The organism is Ruegeria sp. Ofav3-42, from assembly GCF_022347725.1.
GTDB lineage: Bacteria > Pseudomonadota > Alphaproteobacteria > Rhodobacterales > Rhodobacteraceae > Ruegeria.
The window spans coordinates 62,064-81,065 of record NZ_JAKRGB010000014.1 but is presented as its reverse complement, the minus strand read 5'-3'; the positions used below and the strand labels follow the sequence as shown (position 1 = coordinate 81,065).

Annotated in this window: 20 protein-coding genes; 7 read left to right on the top strand and 13 right to left on the bottom strand. The window is 58.0% G+C overall.

Annotated elements, in window-relative coordinates:
- Positions 1-20: 20 nt before the first annotated feature.
- Genes MHN28_RS18730 through MHN28_RS18710 form a run of 5 tightly spaced genes read right to left on the bottom strand, consistent with a single transcriptional unit; the run spans position 21 to position 2,095 of the window.
- Positions 21-731, bottom strand: a complete 711-nt coding sequence (locus tag MHN28_RS18730; RefSeq protein WP_239344100.1) for a flagellar hook-basal body complex protein — start codon at positions 729-731, stop codon at positions 21-23.
- A complete protein-coding gene (locus tag MHN28_RS18725) occupies positions 731-1,003 on the bottom strand; it encodes a flagellar biosynthetic protein FliQ (RefSeq protein ID WP_239344099.1) in 273 nt (90 codons plus the stop codon). Before MHN28_RS18725 ends, MHN28_RS18730 begins: the two co-directional genes overlap by 1 nt.
- A 4-nt stretch (positions 1,004-1,007) precedes the next feature.
- Positions 1,008-1,298 carry a flagellar hook-basal body complex protein FliE gene (gene fliE / locus MHN28_RS18720; RefSeq protein WP_239344098.1) on the bottom strand — a complete coding sequence of 97 codons (291 nt, stop codon included), beginning with the start codon at positions 1,296-1,298 and terminating at the stop codon, positions 1,008-1,010.
- Positions 1,299-1,309: 11 nt separating this feature from the next.
- On the bottom strand, positions 1,310-1,696 hold the full coding sequence (gene flgC, locus MHN28_RS18715; RefSeq protein WP_239344097.1) for a flagellar basal body rod protein FlgC: 387 nt from the start codon (positions 1,694-1,696) through the stop codon (positions 1,310-1,312).
- Positions 1,697-1,708: 12 nt separating this feature from the next.
- Positions 1,709-2,095 (bottom strand): FlgB family protein, encoded by a 387-nt coding sequence (locus MHN28_RS18710; protein WP_239344096.1) that lies wholly within the window; start codon positions 2,093-2,095, stop codon positions 1,709-1,711.
- 86 nt (positions 2,096-2,181) lie between these two features.
- Here MHN28_RS18710 and MHN28_RS18705 point away from each other — a divergent pair, with 86 nt between their 5' ends.
- The 6 genes from MHN28_RS18705 (at position 2,182) to MHN28_RS18680 (ending at position 9,423) form a co-directional block, all read left to right on the top strand.
- Entirely contained in the window at positions 2,182-3,519 is a 1,338-nt protein-coding gene (locus tag MHN28_RS18705; protein ID WP_239344095.1) for a FliI/YscN family ATPase, read from the top strand.
- An 84-nt stretch (positions 3,520-3,603) separates the two neighbouring features.
- Complete coding sequence (locus MHN28_RS18700) at positions 3,604-4,443, top strand: flagellar motor protein MotB (protein ID WP_239344094.1); 840 nt, start codon at positions 3,604-3,606, stop codon at positions 4,441-4,443.
- Positions 4,444-4,541: 98 nt separating this feature from the next.
- Positions 4,542-5,837, top strand: a complete 1,296-nt coding sequence (locus MHN28_RS18695) for a flagellar hook protein FlgE (RefSeq protein ID WP_239344093.1) — start codon at positions 4,542-4,544, stop codon at positions 5,835-5,837.
- A gap of 33 nt (positions 5,838-5,870) precedes the next feature.
- A complete protein-coding gene (flgK, locus tag MHN28_RS18690; protein ID WP_239344092.1) occupies positions 5,871-7,322 on the top strand; it encodes a flagellar hook-associated protein FlgK in 1,452 nt (483 codons plus the stop codon).
- Entirely contained in the window at positions 7,322-8,332 is a 1,011-nt protein-coding gene (locus MHN28_RS18685; RefSeq protein WP_239344091.1) for a flagellin, read from the top strand. The genes flgK and MHN28_RS18685 overlap by 1 nt, the downstream gene beginning before the upstream one ends.
- Positions 8,329-9,423, top strand: a complete 1,095-nt coding sequence (locus MHN28_RS18680; RefSeq protein ID WP_239344090.1) for a flagellar basal body P-ring protein FlgI — start codon at positions 8,329-8,331, stop codon at positions 9,421-9,423. Before MHN28_RS18685 ends, MHN28_RS18680 begins: the two co-directional genes overlap by 4 nt.
- Before the next feature lie 47 nt (positions 9,424-9,470).
- Here MHN28_RS18680 and MHN28_RS18675 read toward each other — a convergent pair whose 3' ends face one another.
- From MHN28_RS18675 to MHN28_RS18640, 8 genes are read right to left on the bottom strand one after another with little or no spacing between them, the layout of a single operon-like run.
- Positions 9,471-10,115 (bottom strand): DUF1523 family protein, encoded by a 645-nt coding sequence (locus MHN28_RS18675; protein WP_239344089.1) that lies wholly within the window; start codon positions 10,113-10,115, stop codon positions 9,471-9,473.
- A gap of 11 nt (positions 10,116-10,126) precedes the next feature.
- A complete protein-coding gene (locus tag MHN28_RS18670) occupies positions 10,127-10,393 on the bottom strand; it encodes a hypothetical protein (RefSeq protein ID WP_239344088.1) in 267 nt (88 codons plus the stop codon).
- Complete coding sequence (locus tag MHN28_RS18665; RefSeq protein WP_239344087.1) at positions 10,394-11,731, bottom strand: DUF6638 family protein; 1,338 nt, start codon at positions 11,729-11,731, stop codon at positions 10,394-10,396. It lies immediately after the preceding gene.
- Positions 11,732-11,733: 2 nt separating this feature from the next.
- A complete protein-coding gene (locus MHN28_RS18660; protein ID WP_239344086.1) occupies positions 11,734-12,615 on the bottom strand; it encodes a hypothetical protein in 882 nt (293 codons plus the stop codon).
- Positions 12,608-14,542, bottom strand: coding sequence for an ATP-binding protein (locus MHN28_RS18655; RefSeq protein ID WP_239344085.1), 1,935 nt, complete (start codon positions 14,540-14,542; stop codon positions 12,608-12,610). Before MHN28_RS18655 ends, MHN28_RS18660 begins: the two co-directional genes overlap by 8 nt.
- Before the next feature lie 22 nt (positions 14,543-14,564).
- Entirely contained in the window at positions 14,565-15,683 is a 1,119-nt protein-coding gene (locus MHN28_RS18650; RefSeq protein WP_239344084.1) for a hypothetical protein, read from the bottom strand.
- A complete protein-coding gene (locus tag MHN28_RS18645) occupies positions 15,676-16,053 on the bottom strand; it encodes a hypothetical protein (RefSeq protein ID WP_239344083.1) in 378 nt (125 codons plus the stop codon). Before MHN28_RS18645 ends, MHN28_RS18650 begins: the two co-directional genes overlap by 8 nt.
- A 21-nt stretch (positions 16,054-16,074) precedes the next feature.
- A complete protein-coding gene (locus MHN28_RS18640; RefSeq protein ID WP_239344082.1) occupies positions 16,075-17,154 on the bottom strand; it encodes a hypothetical protein in 1,080 nt (359 codons plus the stop codon).
- A 284-nt stretch (positions 17,155-17,438) separates the two neighbouring features.
- On the opposite strand from MHN28_RS18640, the gene MHN28_RS18635 reads away from it, so the two are divergent.
- The gene (locus MHN28_RS18635; RefSeq protein ID WP_239344081.1) at positions 17,439-18,914 is read left to right on the top strand and encodes an NAD-dependent succinate-semialdehyde dehydrogenase; all 1,476 of its coding nucleotides are present in this window, start codon (positions 17,439-17,441) and stop codon (positions 18,912-18,914) included.
- Positions 18,915-19,002 lie beyond the last annotated feature (88 nt).

Here is a 19,002-nt window from a genome sequence, read left to right as displayed (position 1 = left end):
TCAAAATCTCCTTATGCAAATCAGCGCACCAGCGCCTTGAGCGCGCCGCGCATGCGTTCGTGTTCGGAATCCAGAAAGCTCTGACCCAACTCGTAGGCGCGCTGGATCTCAACCAGCCGTGAAACCTGCGCGATGGCATTCACGTTCGACCCTTCGAGAAATCGGTGAACGACCACGGGTTCTTCGACAGGTTCAATGTCGCCCTCAGCCCGAAACTGCGTGCTGCCTTCACGCACCAGTGTTTTGGCATCGGCCACGCGATAAACACCGATCTGGCCTAACAACTGTCCGTCGACACTCAGCGTGCCGTCGCTGCCAACATCAATTGACGCCGCGTCCGGTGGGATAAAGACGGGTGCACCATTGCTATCAAGGACACGGTGCCCGCCCATGGTCACCAGATCGCCATCCGCGCTGGGCGAGAAGGCTCCCGCCCGGGTCAGGCGGTTGCCCGCCGGGGTTTCGACCATGAAAAACCCATCGCCCTCGATGGCAAAATCAAACTGTCCACCAGTTTCGGTCAGAACACCTTGCTGCAGCGAGGTATTGCGCACCTCTGCCCGGCTCATGGAGAGGGACGGGTTGCCCGGCATGTCCCGGACGAATTCCGAAAACACCAGCCCCTGCGCGCGGTAGCCGGTGGTGTTGGCATTGGCAATATTGTTCGCCACCAGCCGCATTTCGTTCATCAGACCCGACTGCCGGGACAGGGTGACATAGGCGGTATCCATCAGCGACCTCCTGCGATCAAAGGGATGAGTGTTCCTGTGAAAAACGTGACCAGCGTCTGGGTCATGAACCCCATCGAAATCCAGAACACGATGACGATGGCGATCAGTTTGGGCACGAAGGTCAGCGTCATTTCCTGCACCGAGGTCAGTGCCTGAAACAGGCCAACGATCAGGCCGGAAACCAGTGCCACTGCGAGGATTGGGACCGAGGTGATCACCGCGACCCACAGCGCCTGACGCACGGTGTCATAGAAGAGACCTTCGCTGAACATGGCGTCAGACCGGCATCCGCAGAATTTCCTGATAGGCCTCGACGACTTTGTTGCGTACGATTACCGCCGTTTCCACAGCCAGTTCGGTCTGTGCCAGCGCCTGTACCAGAGCGTGCGGATCAGCTTGGCCAGTCATCGCGGCTTGTGACATTTGTTCGGACTGTTTCAGAGTCGCGGCAAAATCCTGAAAACTCGCCCGCAAGCCTTGTGCCATTCCGGAGTGTTCCGGATCAGCTTGCGTTGCAGGGCGCGCGCCAGCATAACTTTGGGCTGCATTGAGGGCTCGGATATCCATACTGGTGTCCTTTATTTTCTGAGAAGGTCCATCAGGCTCGACGACATCTGTCGTGTTTGGTCGAACATTTTGAGGTTGGCTTCGTAGCTGCGCTGCGCCTCGCGGGCATCGGCAATCTCGATCATCAGATCGACGTTCGAGCCGCGGTAATGACCGGTGCCATCGGCCAGCGGGTGGCTCGGGTCATAAATCCGCGACAGCGTGCGTCGATCCAGCTTGACCCGCCCGGCCTGCACCATTTCTTTGCCATCCTTGTTGATGGCCTCAAATGGGACCGTCTTGCGGCGATAACCCGGCGTGTCCGCGTTCGAGATGTTCTCGGACACATGGCGCAACCGCGCCGCCTGCGCACGCAGCCCGCTGGCCGACGCGGTAAGGGAATGGGAAAAATCGCTCATTCTTCGACCTCCTTATGCCCGACCGAGACTGCTGCGCAGGATGTTCATGGAGGATTTGTAAATCGCCAGGGCGCGGTCATGCTGACGCTTGACCTCGACAGCCTTGAGCATCTCTTCCTCGACCGAGACACCATTGCCGTTCGGATCACCGGACGGCGCAGCCTTGAACTCGGCCCAAGGCTTGTGGCCGCCAGTGCCGTGAAGATGACCTTGTCGCGTCGAGGTCATTTCGACCTCACGACCAGAGTTTTCGAATGCTCTCTGAAAGGCCTCAATATCGCTGGGCTGGTAGCCCGGCGTATCCGCATTGGCCATGTTGCGCGCAATCACTGCCTGTCGTTGCCCGGCGTGGGTTGCCATTGCGTACGCGGTCTTAAAGACGTTCAGGTCATAGAACATCGGGGCTTCTCCCTCGATCAATTTCAATCAAGGCTTAACCCCGATTCCTTTAGAAACCGTTTTCAGAAACCGTTGGAGAACCCACGATGTCCGATCTCGACCCGATACTTCTGAAACATGAATTCGGCCGGTTGTCTGCTGTGCGCCACATGGGGCGCGTCGTCAGCGTCGCGCGCGGGGTCATAGAAATCGAAGGCCTGCAACAACATGCCCGGATCGGTGACCACCTGACTTTGCGCCGACGCAATGCGCCCGATCTGGCGGGCGAAGTTTTGCATGTCGAATCGGATCTGATTCACATGTTGCCTGCTGCGGCACCGGATGGTGTTTGCCTGGGCGACCGGGTGATTCTGAACCAGACACCCGCCTTTGCACCTGGAATGCACTGGCTCGGCCGTGTGGTCGACCCGTTCGGCAAACCGCTGGACGGAAAGCCATTGTTGTCGGGCACTCAGGAGCAGGACATCATGCGAGCCCCGCCCTCCGCGGTCGCGCGCAAGCCGCTGGGCGCGCGGATGGAAACCGGGCTCGCGATGCTCAACACTATGCTGCCTGTTGTTCAGGGTCAGCGTGTTGGTCTGTTTGCCGGTTCCGGCGTTGGCAAGTCCACTTTGCTGGCGACGCTGGCGAAATCGATGCAAGCGGACGCGGTTGTCGTGGCGTTAGTGGGCGAACGCGGGCGCGAAGTGAACGAGTTTGTCGAGCATGCGCTTGGGGCCGAAGGAATGAAGCGGTCTGTGGTCGTGGCCGCAACTTCGGATCAATCCGCATTGGCTCGCAGGCGCTGCGCATGGTCGGCGATGTCCGTGGCGGAATATCTGCGTGATCAGGGGCTGAATGTCCTGTTTCTGGCCGACTCGGTAACGCGTTTTGCTGAAGCGCACCGTGAAATCGCCGTTGCGATGGGCGAACAACCCTCGCTGCGGGGGTTTCCGCCCTCGGTCACCCCCCTGATCGCCGGCCTGTGCGAGCGGGCTGGCCCGGGAACGGCGGAACAGAGCGACATCACAGCTGTATTTAGCGTGCTGGTCGCCGGGTCCGATATGGACGAGCCCATCGCGGATATCCTGCGCGGTGTATTGGACGGTCACATCGTGCTGAGTCGCGACATTGCCGAGCGTGGCCGGTTTCCGGCCATCGACCTCAGCCGTTCCGTCTCGCGCAGCCTTCCCGGCGCGGCATCGCCAGAGGAAAATCAGATGATCTCGGAAGCCCGCAGGTTGGTTGGCAGCTATGAACAGTCCGAAGTGATGATCAAGGCCGGGCTTTACTCGGAGGGCGCTGATCCCCTTCTGGATCAGGCAGTACGTGTGCATGATGAGCTGGACGCCTTTTTCGCGAAACCCGAAACGGATGGCGTCAAGAACAGCTTTAATCGCCTGCGATTGATTCTTCGGCGGGCGGGCACCGCGCTGGCACATTAGGGAATTCCGGACAGTTTTAAGTGTTAAGCCCACCTTAAGACCTGCACTGCTACCCCGGTGGCGGGTGATAAAAAGGTGGTGGAGATGGGTGCGCAATCCAATGCGGCGCCAATCATCATCAAGAAGAAACGTGTGTCCGGTGGCGATGGTCACCACGGTGGCGCGTGGAAAGTCGCATATGCCGACTTTGTCACGGCCATGATGGCGTTCTTCATGTTGATGTGGCTGCTGAATGCAACGACGGAAAAACAACGCAAAGGGCTGGCAGATTATTTCTCGCCAACAATCCCCGTGAACCCGGTATCGGGTGGCGGCGACGGAGCCTTTGGTGGCAACAACATGTTTTCGGAGAAGACCATGGTTATGGACGGTTCGGGTGCCAGCCAGAAAAGTCCAACAGTTGCCCGCGAAGCGCGCGGCTCGGTCGGTGTGAACATGGACGGCGGTGGGAAAGAGAGTTCCGAAGACTTCTCCACGCTCGAAGCCGCACTTCTAGGGCGCACAGGTGAAAGCATGGTGTCGGACAAGGTCCTGAAACACATCGTCACGCGCGTCACTGACGAAGGCCTGGTGGTTGAGCTGTTCGACACGGAAGATCAGCCTCTTTTCGAATCGGGCACCGACAATCCGACAAACATCATGCGTGCCCTGACTTTACTGGTCGCTCGGTCTTCGGATCTGGTGAAAAACGCAATCGCGGTTGAGGGCCATGTCCGCGCGTCGCCGGTGGTTTTGGTCCACAACCCGGCCTGGGACCTGTCGACAGCGCGCGCGCAGACCATTCGCCAGATGTTGCAGGACAAGGGTGTAACGGCCCAAAGGCTGGATCGGGTCACGGGGCATGCGGATCGGGAACTGTCTGTCGAAAACCCGATGGCGGTTCGCAACAACCGGATCGAGATCATCTTCTTGCGAAACCCCTGAGACCAAATGGATAGAACGCATTTTACCTGTTAGCGTGCTGTTAAGGGCAAGCACGTTAGCTGTTGCATCAAGATTTGACGCAACAGAAGGGCGTACCAATGACAATTTCCTCTTCGCTGAATGCTGGTGTGGCCGCGTTGAAGGCCAATGCCAACCGGCTGGCGACCATCTCCGACAACATCGCCAATTCGTCCACCTTTGGCTACAAGCGGGTCGAGACCGATTTTCATTCGATGGTCACATCCGGTCAGGGTGGCAGCTACTCGGCGGGCGGCGTCAGAACCACTAGCCAGCGCATGATCGATCAACGTGGGTCGTTGGTGACGACAAGCAACTCGACCGACCTTGCGGTGCGCGGGCGCGGCCTGCTGCCGGTACGGCCCAGTTCTCAGATTGCATCAAATTCGAACGAGATGTTGCTGACCACAACCGGCTCGTTCCGCACCAATGAGCAGGGGCATCTGGTCACGCAATCAGGGCTCGTCCTGCTGGGCTGGCCCGCGGGACCGGACGGGTCGATCCCCACCGTACCAAGGGATACGCCCGCAGCGCTTGAGCCTGTCAAGCTTAGCGTGAATCAACTGACCGGATCGCCGACCACCAGTATGAATCTGCGCATGAACCTGCCTGCAACGGCGACGGATGCAGGCGCTCCGGGCGACACGCAGCCCCTGTCGGTCGAGTATTTCGACAACCTCGGCAAATCCGAGTCCGTTAATATCGAGCTTGTGCCAACGGTTCCGGCCACCGGGTCAAGCAATGAATGGACCATGACGCTACGGGATTCCGCATCGGGCGGCGCCGTGATCGGAGAATATCGGCTGACCTTCACTGACAGCCGTACGGCCGGTGGCACTCTGGCCAGCGTCACTGCCATTTCAGGCGGGGCTTACGATCCCGCAAACGGCAGCTTTGTCGTGAACGTTGATGGCGGCCCGATGGAGATCAATATCGGCCAGATCGGCGACAAGGCCGGGATTACCCAACTGTCAGATACCTTTGCTCCGGTGTCGATCACGCGCGACGGGGCGCCGGTTGCAACGATGACCGGCGTCAAGGTGGATGAGAAAGGATACGTCTATGCGCAATACGACAGCGGTGTCAGCCGACGCGTGTATCAGATTCCCCTTGTCGATGTTCCCAACCCGAACGGTCTGAAGGCGCTGGACAACCAGACCTACGCACCCTCGCGCGATAGTGGCACGTTCTTTCTGTGGAACGCGGGCGAAGGACCAACCGGCGATCTGATCGCCTTTGCGCGCGAGGAATCCACGACCGATGTGGCGACCGAACTAACCTCGATGATCCAGACGCAGCGCGCCTTTTCGTCCAGCGCCAAAGTGATCCAAACAGTTGATGAAATGCTGCAGGAAACCACAAACATCAAACGCTGATCCTGGCTTTGAGCTAACGAAAGGACCTGTCCGATGAACATGACGACAGCATTGAACAACGCGTTAGGTGGTCTGACCGCCGCAAGCCGCGGGGCCGCCGTTGTCTCGGGCAACATTGCAAACGCATTGACGCCGGGCTACGCGCGCCGTTCGCTTGAACTGGCGACCAGCCCGATTTCTGGCAACGGAGTGCGCACCGCCGGTGTCACGCGCCATCAGGATCCGGTTCTGACCGCCAATCGACGCGATTCCGACGCAAATCTGGCAAGCGCAAACGCGATAGCAGATTTCCACACCCGTTTCGAAAAGGCTGTGGGGTCCGTTGACGATCCTAAGTCGTTTGCCGCGCGATTGACTGCTTTTGAAAACAGCCTGACCACGGCCGCAAGTCTGCCCGACTCGAAAGTGCGGCTGGATCAGGCTGCGCGCGCCGCGCGCGATCTGGCGGATAGTCTGAACTCGGCGTCCGAAGGATTGCGTCAGGCCCGGTCGGATGCCGACAGGAGCATCGGCAATCAGGTCAACCGCCTAAACCAGAGTTTGCAGGATATCGAAGTTCTGAACAACAAAATCCCCAGCATCAAAAACTCAGGCGGTGACGTCAACGCCTTGCTGGATCAGCGTCAGATTCTGATCGACCAGGTAAACGAACTGATCCCGGTGAACGTTGTGGCCCGGGATAATGATCGCGTGTCCCTGTATTCCGATGGTGGGCTGATCCTTCTGGAAAGGGCGGCCGCACTGTTCGACTTCACGACGACAGGCGAAACCAAGTCGCACATGACGGTTGCGAACAACCTGCTTTCGGGTCTGGAAATGAATGGTCAACCAGTACGCACAAGTGGCGACACGGCGCAAATCCGGGGCGGTGCGCTGGCGGCTCAGTTCGAAATTCGCGATGAGCTGGCGATTGAGGCACAGGTTCATTTGGATACGGCCGCCCGTGATCTGATCGAACGGTTCGAAACCGCTGGTCTGGACCCGACGACAGCGGTGACTGACCCTGGCCTCTTCACTGACGATGGCAATCGTTTCAATGCGGCCAGTGTGACCGGGTTGGCTTCGCGCATCAGCCTGAATGTGGTGGTCGATCCCGATGCCGGTGGAAACAGCTGGAAACTGCGTGCAGGTTTGGGCGCGGCCACACCAGGAGATCCGGGTGATGCGACACAGCTCGGGGCGTTTGGATCGGTGCTCAGTGATGCGCGCCCTGTATCAGGCGGCCTGTATGGCACCGGCAATATGCGCGCCGCAGAAATTGCCGAGGCGATGTTGTCAAAGGCAGGGGCAAATGCCCACGCCGCCGAAGGGCGCATGACTTTCGCGAAAAACTCGCAACTAGAAATGGCCAAGATCGAAGCCGAACACGGCGTCGATACAGACACCGAACTGCAAAACCTAATGCAGATCGAAAAAACCTATGCCGCAAATGCACGGCTCATCTCGACAGTGGACGAGATGATGGACACTCTTCTGAGGTTGTAATGATGAATCTGACTTCCATTGGTGATCTGGCCCGAGGGTTGACCTTGCGCACCCGGTCGACCGAAATCAAAAATCAGATCGAAACGCTCTCTTACGAATTGTCGTCGGGAAGGGTTCAGGATCTGTCCGGTCACCTGGACGGCGACTACTCTCACCTTCTGGATCTGGATCGCAGCCTTTCCAGATTGGATGCGTTCAAAGTGTCAACGGCCGAAGCCGGGCTGTTCACCGATGCAATGCAGTTAAGCTTGAACACGGTTGCCGGGTCCGTCGAGAATGTCACCTCGTCGCTGCTGTCCTTTGGAACGTCGAACCAGGCCGTGACCCACGAAAACGCATCGGTTCAGGCCAGAAACGAACTGGATTCGATCATGTCGGCGCTGAACACCCGCGCCGGTGGGCGCAGCCTGTATTCCGGCACCGCAACCGACGTCTCGCCGCTGCCATCCTCAGACGACCTGATCAACGCGCTCAAGACGGAACTGACCGGGGCGACCACGGTAGCGGATATCAGGCAAAGAGCCGAGGACTGGTTCAATGATCCCGCCGGATTTGATGCGGTGATCTATCAGGGTTCCGACACGACTTTGGCGCCCATGCAGGTTTCCGAGAACGAAAGCGTCTCGATTCCCGTAACCGCAACCGATCCGGCCATCAAAGCCGCACTGAGGGATATAGCGGTCGCAGCGGTCGTCTCGGACAGCGGTCTGAATGTCCCGACCGAGCAGCGAACGGCATTGTTCAAACAACTCGGCGTCGATCTGGTCAACGCAAAGGATCAACTGGTGAAGCTAAGGGCGGATGTCGGCGCGACCGAGGCGCGGATTGAGCAGGCTGAAACGCGAAACACTGCAGCACGTACAAGTCTGCAAAGCAGTCGGAATACTCTGGTCGCGGCAGACCCCTACGAAACAGCCACGCAGCTGAAAACGGTCCAGTTCCAACTGGAAAGTCTGTACTCTGTAACCGTTCGCAACGCGAACCTTTCGCTGGTGAACTTCCTGAGATGAGGGTTCTTGTTTTTCTGCTCTTGCTGCTTCCCGGCTTGGCCTCTGGCGGTGCGATCCGGTTGAAAGATCTGGTGGATTTCGACGGGGTGCGTGGCAACGATCTGGTCGGTTATGGCCTTGTCGTCGGGTTGAACGGAACGGGTGACGGGCTCAGAAACTCGCCCTTTACCGAAGAGATCATGTCAAACATCCTGGAACGGTTGGGTGTCAACGTAAACGGTGAGGATTTCCGCCCCAAAAACGTGGCAGCCGTATTGGTCACAGCCAGTCTGCCGCCGTTTTCTCGGGTCGGGGGCCAGATTGACGTCACCGTTTCGGCCATCGGTGATTCCAAAAGCCTGCTGGGTGGAACACTGATCATGACGCCTCTGAACGCCGCAGATGGTCAGATTTATGCAGTCGCTCAGGGCACAGTGCTGGCTGGTGGCGCCGTTGCAGAAGGTGAGGCAGCCTCAGTCGTGCAGGGGGTCCCAACTTCCGGCGTGATCCCCTCCGGCGCGCGCGTCGAGCGTGAGATTGACTTTGACCTTTCGACTCTGACCCAGATGCGTTTGGCGCTGAGGGAGCCCGATTTCACAACCGCAGGCCGGATTGAGACTGCAATCAACTCTGAGTTCAATCGCGCCGTGGCCATCATGCGCGATTCCGGAACGGTGGAGTTGAATATCGCTGCAACCGAGGCGATTTCCACAGCCCACGCTCTGGGGCGGATAGAGAACATTCTTGTCGAACCCGAAACCAAGGCCCGCGTCGTGGTTGATCAACGTTCTGGCACAATCGTCATGGGGCAGGAGGTTCGGATTTCCCGTGTTGCGGTTTCACAAGGCAACCTGACCCTGACGGTCGAAGAAGCACCGATTGCGGTTCAGCCCAACCCGTTTGCACGCGGGGAAACCGTTGTCGTGCCCAGAACAATAGCGGGCATAGAAGAGGAAGAGGGCACCGGTCTTGCCGAAATCCCCGAAGCCACAACTCTGTCCGAGGTTGTGGCTGGCCTGAACGCACTTGGCGTGTCCCCCCGCGACATGATCGATATTCTGAAAAGCATCAAAGCCGCCGGGGCATTGCATGCCGAGTTTGTCGTCAGGTGATCTGGCGGTCAAATGTCATAGCTGGGACAGGCGGGTCCCAACATTCGTCACTTTGACTTCCAGCTGTTCAGCCATTTCCTGAACTTTCCACCCTGCTCTTCGATGGCGTCGCCGGCGGCATAGAGGCCGTCCTCCACATTCTCCATCATTGGATCGATACGCGCCTCGCGAAATCGGCGCCAACGCACCCAAATGGCCCAAACCAGAGCGAAGAAAATAGTCAGGAAAATGATGTTAAACCACGGGATGATACGGACATCCGGGCTGTCCACCTGCCAGATTTTCACAGCATTCGGGAAGATCGACAGGAACTCGCTGCGCCAGCCGTAGTGGCGTACAACCACCCAGCGGGGCGCCTCTGTCGTGGACTTCAGATCCGCCGCTTCGGCCTGTAGGTTTGAGGAGTTCAGCTTGAAATAGGGCGGCCAGCCCCAACCTGTATCCTCGTTCCGGTAGACCATGACCTTGCCGTTGGTCTTGCGGGTCTGAATGAAGAACACATCGCGGTTTGGCGTGGTCGGATCGCTGCCGACATCATGCACCGACCAGAAGATGCTGTTCTCACCGGGGTCGATCCGTTTTTCATAAGTGTCCGAGATCCGGACCACGTCATGTTGCGGCAAGGTGTAGTTCAACACCGCCGCTATCGTGCCCCAGAACAAGATGATGATGGCCCATTTGACGTAACGCATCAGCGCAACCCTCACATGAAATTCGAAACATAAATCAGGATCGCAATCAGGCCCAGCGGCACGACATAAATCCCCAGGATCAGTTTGCGGCGAAACGATCCATCGTATTTTTTCAGCCCGCGCTGAACAAAGGCGTCCCGGTCGCCGGTCATGCCCTTTTTCTCCCAATGTGCGATCAGTTTACCGCGCCGTACCCAGCGGGAATAGATTGATACGCCCACATACAAAACCGTCAGCACGATCAGCAACGGGATCAGAAAGCGGAGTGCGACCAACATTTAACTTCTCCCTACTGCGCCCCAGGGACCAACGCGCGCGATAACCTCATCGCTGACCCGGTCATTGCCGCTCATGTCGGGCTCATGCCCGAACAGCGCGGCCCGAGCGCCTGCCTTGTCCACCTGATACTCTCGCGCAAGGAACTCGGCAACATAGGCTTTTTTGGTTTCCGGCCAGGTCGCATAGGTGCGGTAGAACAGCTCCTTGTGGCAAATGAACATCTGACGCGGGTCCAGCGGCGCCAGTTCGGCCAGCAACATGTTCACCAGATCGCGGTTCGGCGTGTTGGTTGCCCGCAGGGTATAGAAATAGGCCGGGTGATCCGAGGTGATGCGCGGCCACGGGCCACCATCCTTCGCCCAGCGCAACAGTTGCGCCAGCCCGTGATAGGCTTCGGGCAGGCGATCCGCGTGATTGCGGGCCAACCGCCGCATGTCGCCACGATCCTGCCCTGTCAGATCCACGCCCGCATCCGCCGCAGCGTCGATGGTCAGGAAGTCCATCTTCTGTTGCAGAATCGCGGCGGAGTTGACACCGCGCGCCTCGATGATCGTTTCGACCAAATCGTTAAGCCCAAGGAACTTTGCGATCTGGTTCCGCTGGGAAGGATCAAAAACGTATTTGATGGGCATGTCGCCTGGCTTTTCGCCCATACAGATCGCTGCCGGGTGATCCAGATCCGGGAACAGGTACAGCCCGCCGAAATGCGCCGTCCAGAAATTGCGCTGCTCGAATGCGGTGTGGCGAAGACGGACGGGGTTGCGCGTGACGTCGCCGGTTTCTTTGGCTGTTTCGATCATCCTGGCGATCAGCACATCGTCGAACCAGGCGTCCTCTTTGGTTTTGAACTGTTCGACCATGCTCGCAAGTTGCTGAGCTTTGCGCAGGGTGCCGCCCGCGGTGTCGGCCTCAATCTCGATCTTGCGTAGGTTCAGCAGGTCGCGCGGCGTGGTGAGTTTGATGACCGAGTTCACCAGCTCTCCGGCCACCGCATCAGTGGCGGTCAGGGCAAACAGCTGCGCCTCGTTCATCTCGATGAATTCGCGCAGGATATCGCGCGAGGTCGAGAACTTAACGTTCAGCAAAGGCGCGCGTTTCTGCTCGGTCGTCAGCAGGATGAACTGCCGGTTGACCCCGTTGGGGTTGAGATAAAGTTCGTCCTCCAGCTCAATCCCCACCTCCGGCGAATAGCCCGAGATATCGACATGGAAATCCGTCAGCGCCGTGGTCTTGCCCGCCAGATGCTGCAGCGCGCGGTTATACCGCTCGACCAGAGCCGGGCTGGAAATGTGGACGAGGTTGCCGAACATCAGGCCTTTTTCGATGAGGCGGATCATGACTAACCGTTACTTTCCTCGTAAACCCGCGTTGTTATCTCCCTTAATAGCGCCGTTGAGCGGTATATTTTCAAATCACTCAGGTACATTTTCCCAGCCAGCGTTAACCTGTCGTAGTTTTCCGGCAGGCCATCCAAGTAATAGCGTATTTCTTGCAAATCGGCCTTTTGGTTGAAAAAACCTTTTCGGATGCTGAGTTCTAGATCCAAGCGATCTTCATTTAGACGCGCAATCGTTTCCTCGAGGCACTCATTTAGGTCTAAGAAAAACTCTAGTTCTGTTTCATACTTTCCCCTTGGAACAATTCTGCCTTCTATATGGGCATGGGGAGAATCCTTCGGGTGAGCGAAGTAAGTAATTGTCTCAGTGTTTAAATGCTCAAGACGACGCTTCACACCTAGTAGTACTGCTGCCTGATCTACGACTTCTTGTTGACCTACTAAGAGGCGAACTTGGGCGCTTTGCGATTCAGCCATTTCCTGAGTAGCTTTACTTTGCTCCCTCATTTCGATTCTGTTTAGCACAAGCTCCTTTCGTTGAGCAGAGAGTTGTTTTCCTTGAAGTACTACTGTCACAATCAACCAAAAAAAGGCAATTGACCCAGAAATACCCGCCAAAGTGTCACCAATTTCGTTGGGTCGAGCTGACCAGAAATATGTGTATTTCGATCCGGTACAGGTCGCTTCTTGAGCGCAACCCGGTGCGAACGAAAAGAGAAAGATTAAAACAAGAAAGCTGACGGTTACCCAGATCGCAAACCTAACGGTCGGATCGAGGTTTCTCCATAGTCTTTGAGAATACTTGAATCTCGTTTCCAGAGGCCATTTTTTGAACGGTCTGGGCAAACAAAGCACTGAAATAATGGCGGCTATTGCGTTACGCATTCTTCCCCTCCAGATACCGCCGCTTGGCCTCTTCCATCCGGCCCATCTCACGCACCGCGTTCTCGATGGCGACCTCGTCGCTCTTGTCGGCATAGCGGAACTCGCTGTCGGCGTAGCGATTGATCTCTTGCATCACCATCTCGACCGTGATCGGCTGGCGCAGGTCTTCGATCATCGCTTTCTTTGTATCGTAGTCGCGGAACAGGAACAGGTCGGGGTTTTCCATCCACTCGTCGGGCAGTTCGAAATCCATCGCGCGGACCTTGACCGCGTCGGTGATGTTCTTGATCGCGCGGCCGGTGAACCGCTCATCCGCCTGCTGGATCGCCTTGAGGTAGGTGCCCAGTTTGGCGATCGTGTCCATCTGGCCAATCTCGCCGGAGACCCGGTCATAGACCTGCAGCAAAGCGTCCTCGTGCGGGCGGGAGTGGCTTTCAAAACTGGCGGCGACGGCCTTTTTGATTTCCTGCGCGGCGTAGGCTTCGTGCTGGCCCAGCGGGATGTCGTGGTTGCGGCCCATCAGCAGGTGCAGGATGTCGATGTAATCCTCGCGCGTCTGCGGCCCGTCCACCAGGAACCGCGCGCCCGCCCGCTGGCGCAGGGCGTCGTCCACATTCTCGGGGTAGTTCGAGAACATGCCAAACGTGCAGTTGCCGCGGACGACGGTGTTGGCACCCGCAAAGCTCTCCATCAGAACGGCAGTGATTTCCAGCTGTCCAGCCGACGACTGCCGGTCGCCGCGTTTGCCCGCCAGTTGGTCGATATCGTCGATGGTGCCGAAGCCGATGACCGAGGGGTCGATGATCGCGTTGATAAAGGCTTTGGCGTTCTGGCCGGATTTGCCCTGATAGCTGTCAATATTGTCGGTGCTCAGGTTCTGATAGCGGAACGGATAGCCCGCGTTCTGGCAATAGTCGTTGATCAGCCCGGCCATCATCTGGATCAGGGTGGTCTTGCCGGTGCCCGGTTTGCCATCCCCCATAAAGGTAAAGATGAACCCGCCGAGTTCGGCAAACGGGTTCAGGCGGCGGTCGAAGTCATAGGCCATGACCATCTTGGCCAGCTTCATCGCCTGATACTTGGCGATATGGTTGCCGACAACCTCGTTCGGTTTCTTGAACGTCATGGTGAGGGTGGTGGATTTGGCCTTGGAGGCCGGTTCGAACCCCCGGATCGTCAGATCATCAGCCTCGATGTGCCATGCGGCGTTCTGGAACGGGGCCAGATGGCCTGCTGACTGCGCGCGCAGCGCGGCCTTTTCCATCAGTTGTTCGGCATAGGCGCTGGTCGCAGCGATCAGATGAGCATCGTCGGGCGCGTGTTTGGCCAGCGTCTGATCCAGCTCCCACAGCGCGCCGTGCAGGGCGAGTTGGCCGTTGTCGGTTAGGACCTCTTCGATCTCACCAATATCGGCGGTGGTTTCACCCAGATGCGAGGACATCAGATAGGCCAGCGCATTGCCGAAGGTGTGCGACGTGATCAGCGCCTCGGCCGTCAGCAGTTCCGAGAATTCGGTCTTGCGGGCGGCGGGCAAGTCGCCTGCCAGGTTCGCGCGTTTCAGATCAGCCAGCGGGGTTTGTTCCGCGTAGGCCTCGGCCACGGCCAGAGCGATGGCAACGGCGCGGCGAATGGCCTGCTGCGTGGTGGCCTGCGGCGGTGACACCAGCGCATCGCCATCATCCGAGGCTTCTATCCGTTCGACCAGATGCACCCCATCTGCTCGTAACGTGCGCCGTGTCACCAACCCCGGCGTTGTCGACCGAAACCTTCGGCCCGTGGACACGCCCGGAGACCGTTCAACGGCGGCCTCAACCGCCTTGGCAATCCGCGGCGCGTGTTCGAACCCGTTCAGCAAGGCGGTCGCCGCCGGATAATGCTTGCGAATGTCGTCTTCGCGCAATTCCATCTGATCTGACGTCAAACTCATTTCAAAATCGCCTTTGCTGTCTTCAATATCTCAACACCTGTCCGGTCTTGCTGACGACGAACTTGCGTACATCGGCAAAACCTGGCGGGTTGCGCTCGGCCAGCACCTGAAACGGGCGCTGGGGCAGGATGATAGACCGTTGGGTGCGCGTGGCCCCGGTTTCGGCCCCCTGCCCGCCGAACGGGTCGAGCGCGAAGACCTCGCGTTCAACGGTAGAAAACCACCCGGCGCGCTCTTCGATAACTTCTTCGCTTTCCAGCTCTTCGGTGGTCCAGGCCAGGGCCCAGTCCTGACCTTCGGGCGCTTGCGCGTCCTCCAGCACCTGCCGCAGGGGGCCGGACTGTTCGGTATAGGCCGAGGAATACATCGGCCCCACATGGATACGGCGCAGGTGTTTGGGGTGCAGATCGTCAAAATCCTGATCGAAGCCCTTGGCAATCGTCACCAGTTTCAGCCCGCCCAGAGACTGCGCCATCAGATGCGCCTGCACCTCGGGCCAGCGGCGCTGGTCTTTGGGCAGGGCTGTCTTGCCGCTGTCCTCAAGCTGCATCAGGTAGATGACCGGCAGGTTGATCTGGCTGTCATAGACTGCCCAGTGGATCATGAACTTGCGCCGCTCGCCCTCATTCCCGATCCAGTGGCATTCGGGATCATTGCGGGCCCAGAACAGTTGGCCTTTCAGCAATTCCTCGTAATAGAGCCTTTGTGACAGTGCGAACTGCAGCTTGGTGGGGATTTCCTGATCACCAATGATCGTACGCACCATATCGGTTTTCAGGTCGTCCTCGGAGGGCATGTTCGCCAGATGCACCTGCGCCTGCTGCGCGTCATTGGCCATGGTCAGCAACTCGGCCGCCACCGGAAACCCGCTGTCGCGCTTGTCCATGGCGAGGCTGCCAAAGAACCGCCCCGTATCGCGCCCGACCAGCAGGTATTTCATGGACAGCGCGCGGAAGGTGTAGAGCAGCCCCGAGAGGTAACGCGACACGATCCGCACCTCTTGTTTTGAGATCGCGCCTTCGGCCTCCATCGTTGCGGCTACGCGCAGGAGGTGGACGGTGATCACCTCGAATTTGCGGAAATACCGGCGCGAGGCGAAAGTGTCGGTCAGGCCGACATGGTCTTGGGTGGGGTCAGTCATAAGCTCTTTCGCGTTCCAAAGCTTGCGCTACTTCACGATGCAAAAAAGGCCATTTCCCTCTTTCGCTGTGCTTAGCCATAGGATCGCCAAGGATTTGTTTGCCGAACCAAGTTCCGAGTTTGATCCCTAGTATCCACTCAAACAGACTTAGATACTTCCAGAAAACCCACAGAAACAATGGCAAGAACACATTGAACATCCAAACCCAAAGCCATGCTAAAATTGGCATTGCTAGCCCGATGGCAGATACGATCTGAATGAGCTGCCAATTGACTGTTCCCGCAGATTGGTAAGTCGCGAAACCAATAATCAAGCAGGTTAGTCCGGTCAGTGACAAGACCGTTGCGAGCAATAGAGTAGTCGTTTTCATATCGGCTTCCGACCCTCTACCTCACCCCCCATACAAATTCTTATCATGCTTCTCGACAATCGAGGCAAACCGCCGGGCAAAGCGTTCATCCGCCTTGGCCTTTTTCTCCAGCACGTCGCGGGCAAAGACCATGTGGTCCTCATGCGCCTCAAGCATGTCGGCCATTTTCTGGTTGGTCGCGGTGCCGATGGCGGCCATCGCCGTCTGCGCCTCTTGGTCGGTCTGCACACCGATCTCGTTGATGCGGTGGGCCACGTCCTGCTGCTGCGCGGTTTTCAGCGATTTGGTCAGGGCGTCATACAGCACCACGCGCTGCTGCGTATCTGTCTGCAGCTTGTTGATCAGCACCATCTGCGTCGCCGCCTGGTTCTGCAGTGAATCGACCCAGGTTTTGCCTTTTTCGATATAGCGCTCCAGCGTCTGGGACTTGGCCAGTTTGACCTGCTCTTCCTGAACCTTGGCGTTGTATTGCTTATTCAGCTCGGCCAGTTCCGTCTCCAACTGGGTCCGCGCGGCGGCGTCCTGTTCGACGCTGATCTTGTTTTCCAGCGTGATGATCGTCGGGTCCATACCCTGAATCTCGGCGCGCAGCGCCTCCAACTCGGCCACGGTGGCCTCGCGGTCGTCCAGCGTGCCGGTCAGGTTCTCCTCGACCTTCACGCGCTGCTCTTCCAGCACCGACAGCTGGCCTTCCAGCAGCTTCACGATCACATCCGACTTGGCAATCAGGTCCTGCAGCTTGTCGTCGATATTGGCGGTGCGCATCCGCTCCTGCCGCATCGACTCGGATTTAGCCTTGGCGAAGATGCCCACAAACGACTCCCACCCGGTTTTCGAGCGCATTTCGTCGAAATCCTTGGAAAACGCGTTGGTGACGTCGTCCAGACCCATGATCAACTCGGCGATGTTCGCGTTCATCGCCTCGGTATGGGCGTGCACATCCTCAAGCGTTGCGTTTTCGATGTCGATATCCGCCTCATTCGTGCCAATCTTGGCGCGCGCGGCCTCGATCCGCGAGGTCAAACCTTCAATCTGCGACTGGCTTTCGCGCACTTTTTGCTGCGTTTCCTGAATCAACGCGTCAAACTGCTGGTTCGACATCTGTCCTATCCCTTTTTTTACTTATGCACCCAATAAGATAGGGAATGTTACGATGATTTACATCCCCTTGGGCATCAAATACCAGCAGGACTTTGGCAAACTCCGGAGAAAAAAGATAGGCGGCTTGACACTTACGCCGTAGATCGCATGAATGCGCGCGGTAGGCAAAAAACGTCACGTTTACCATACGAAAACTGGATTGATCTGACCGCACGGGTGGCCATAGACAATCCGGAGGGCACCTGTTTGAGTGCTAACAAATTTTTACTGCCGGAGGCTGACCTATGCTGGACGCGACAACCGACCTGAAATCCATTCTTAAAAACCCCGATCTGCTGGTGACCAAAGCCTATATCGGCGGTCAGTGGGTCGATGGCGACAATGGCACCTTTGCCGTAACAAACCCGGCACGCGGTGACGTTGTAGCCGAAGTCGCGGATCTGAGCCGCGCACAGGTCGCCGGTGCGATTGCGCAGGCCGAAGCGGCGCAAAAGGAATGGGCCAAGCTGACCGGCAAAGAGCGCGCCGTGATCCTGCGCCGCTGGTACGACCTGATGATGGAAAACGCCGAGGATCTGGGCAAAATCCTGACCGCCGAGCAAGGCAAACCTCTGGCTGAAGCCGTTGGTGAGATCGGCTATGGCGCGTCCTTCATCGAATTCTTCGGCGAAGAGGCCAAGCGTGTTTATGGTGAGACGATCCCCGGCCACCAGCGCGACAAGCGGATCATGGTGCTGAAACAGCCGATCGGCGTTGCGGCCTCGATCACGCCCTGGAACTTCCCGAATGCGATGATCACCCGCAAGGCGGCCCCGGCGTTGGCTGCCGGTTGTGCATTTGTCGCCCGCCCAGCCAAAGAGACCCCGCTGTCTGCGTTGGTCATGGGCGTTCTGGCTGAACAGGCCGGCATCCCTGCGGGTGTGTTCAACGTTCTGCCATCCTCCAGTTCCAGCGAGATCGGCAAGGAATTCTGCGAAAACCCCGGCGTGCGCAAACTGACCTTTACCGGCTCGACCGAAGTGGGTCGCATCCTGCTGAAACAGGCTGCAGATCAGGTTATGAAATGCTCGATGGAACTTGGCGGCAACGCTCCGTTCATTGTGTTTGACGATGCCGATCTGGATGCGGCCGTCGAAGGCGCGATGATGTGCAAGTTCCGCAATAACGGCCAGACCTGCGTCTGCGCCAACCGGATCTATGTGCAGGCCGGCGTTTACGACGAATTCGCGGCCAAACTGAAAGCGGCGGTCGAAGCGTTGAAAATCGGCGACGGCCTTGCCGAAGGCACAACCACCGGCCCACTGATCAACGAAGAAGCAGTCGCCAAGGTCGAGGAACACATCAAGGACGTCACCGACAAGGGCGGCGCGGTTCTGACCGGCGGTCTGCCGCACGATCTGGGTGGCACCTTCTTCCAGCCGACCATCGTGACCGGCGTGACGCAGGACATGATGGTTGCGCAGGACGAGACATTCGGCCCGCTGGCCCCGCTGTTCAAGTTCGAGGACGAAGATGACGTAATCGCAATGGCCAACGACACAATCTTTGGTCTGGCCTCTTACTTCTACGCCAAGGACCTCAGCCGCGTCTACAAAGTGGCTGAGGCGCTGGAATACGGCATCGTCGGTGTGAACACGGGCATTATCTCGACCGAGCTTGGTCCGTTTGGCGGTGTCAAGCAGTCCGGCCTTGGTCGCGAAGGCAGCCACCACGGCATGGAAGATTATCTTGAGATGAAATACGTCTGCCTGTCGGTCTGATCCAACAAGGCCCTGGCGCAAGCGCGCCGGGGCCATTCGGTTTGTCACAAAACTGCAAACAAACCGTCACATTCCTGCAATGACCCGC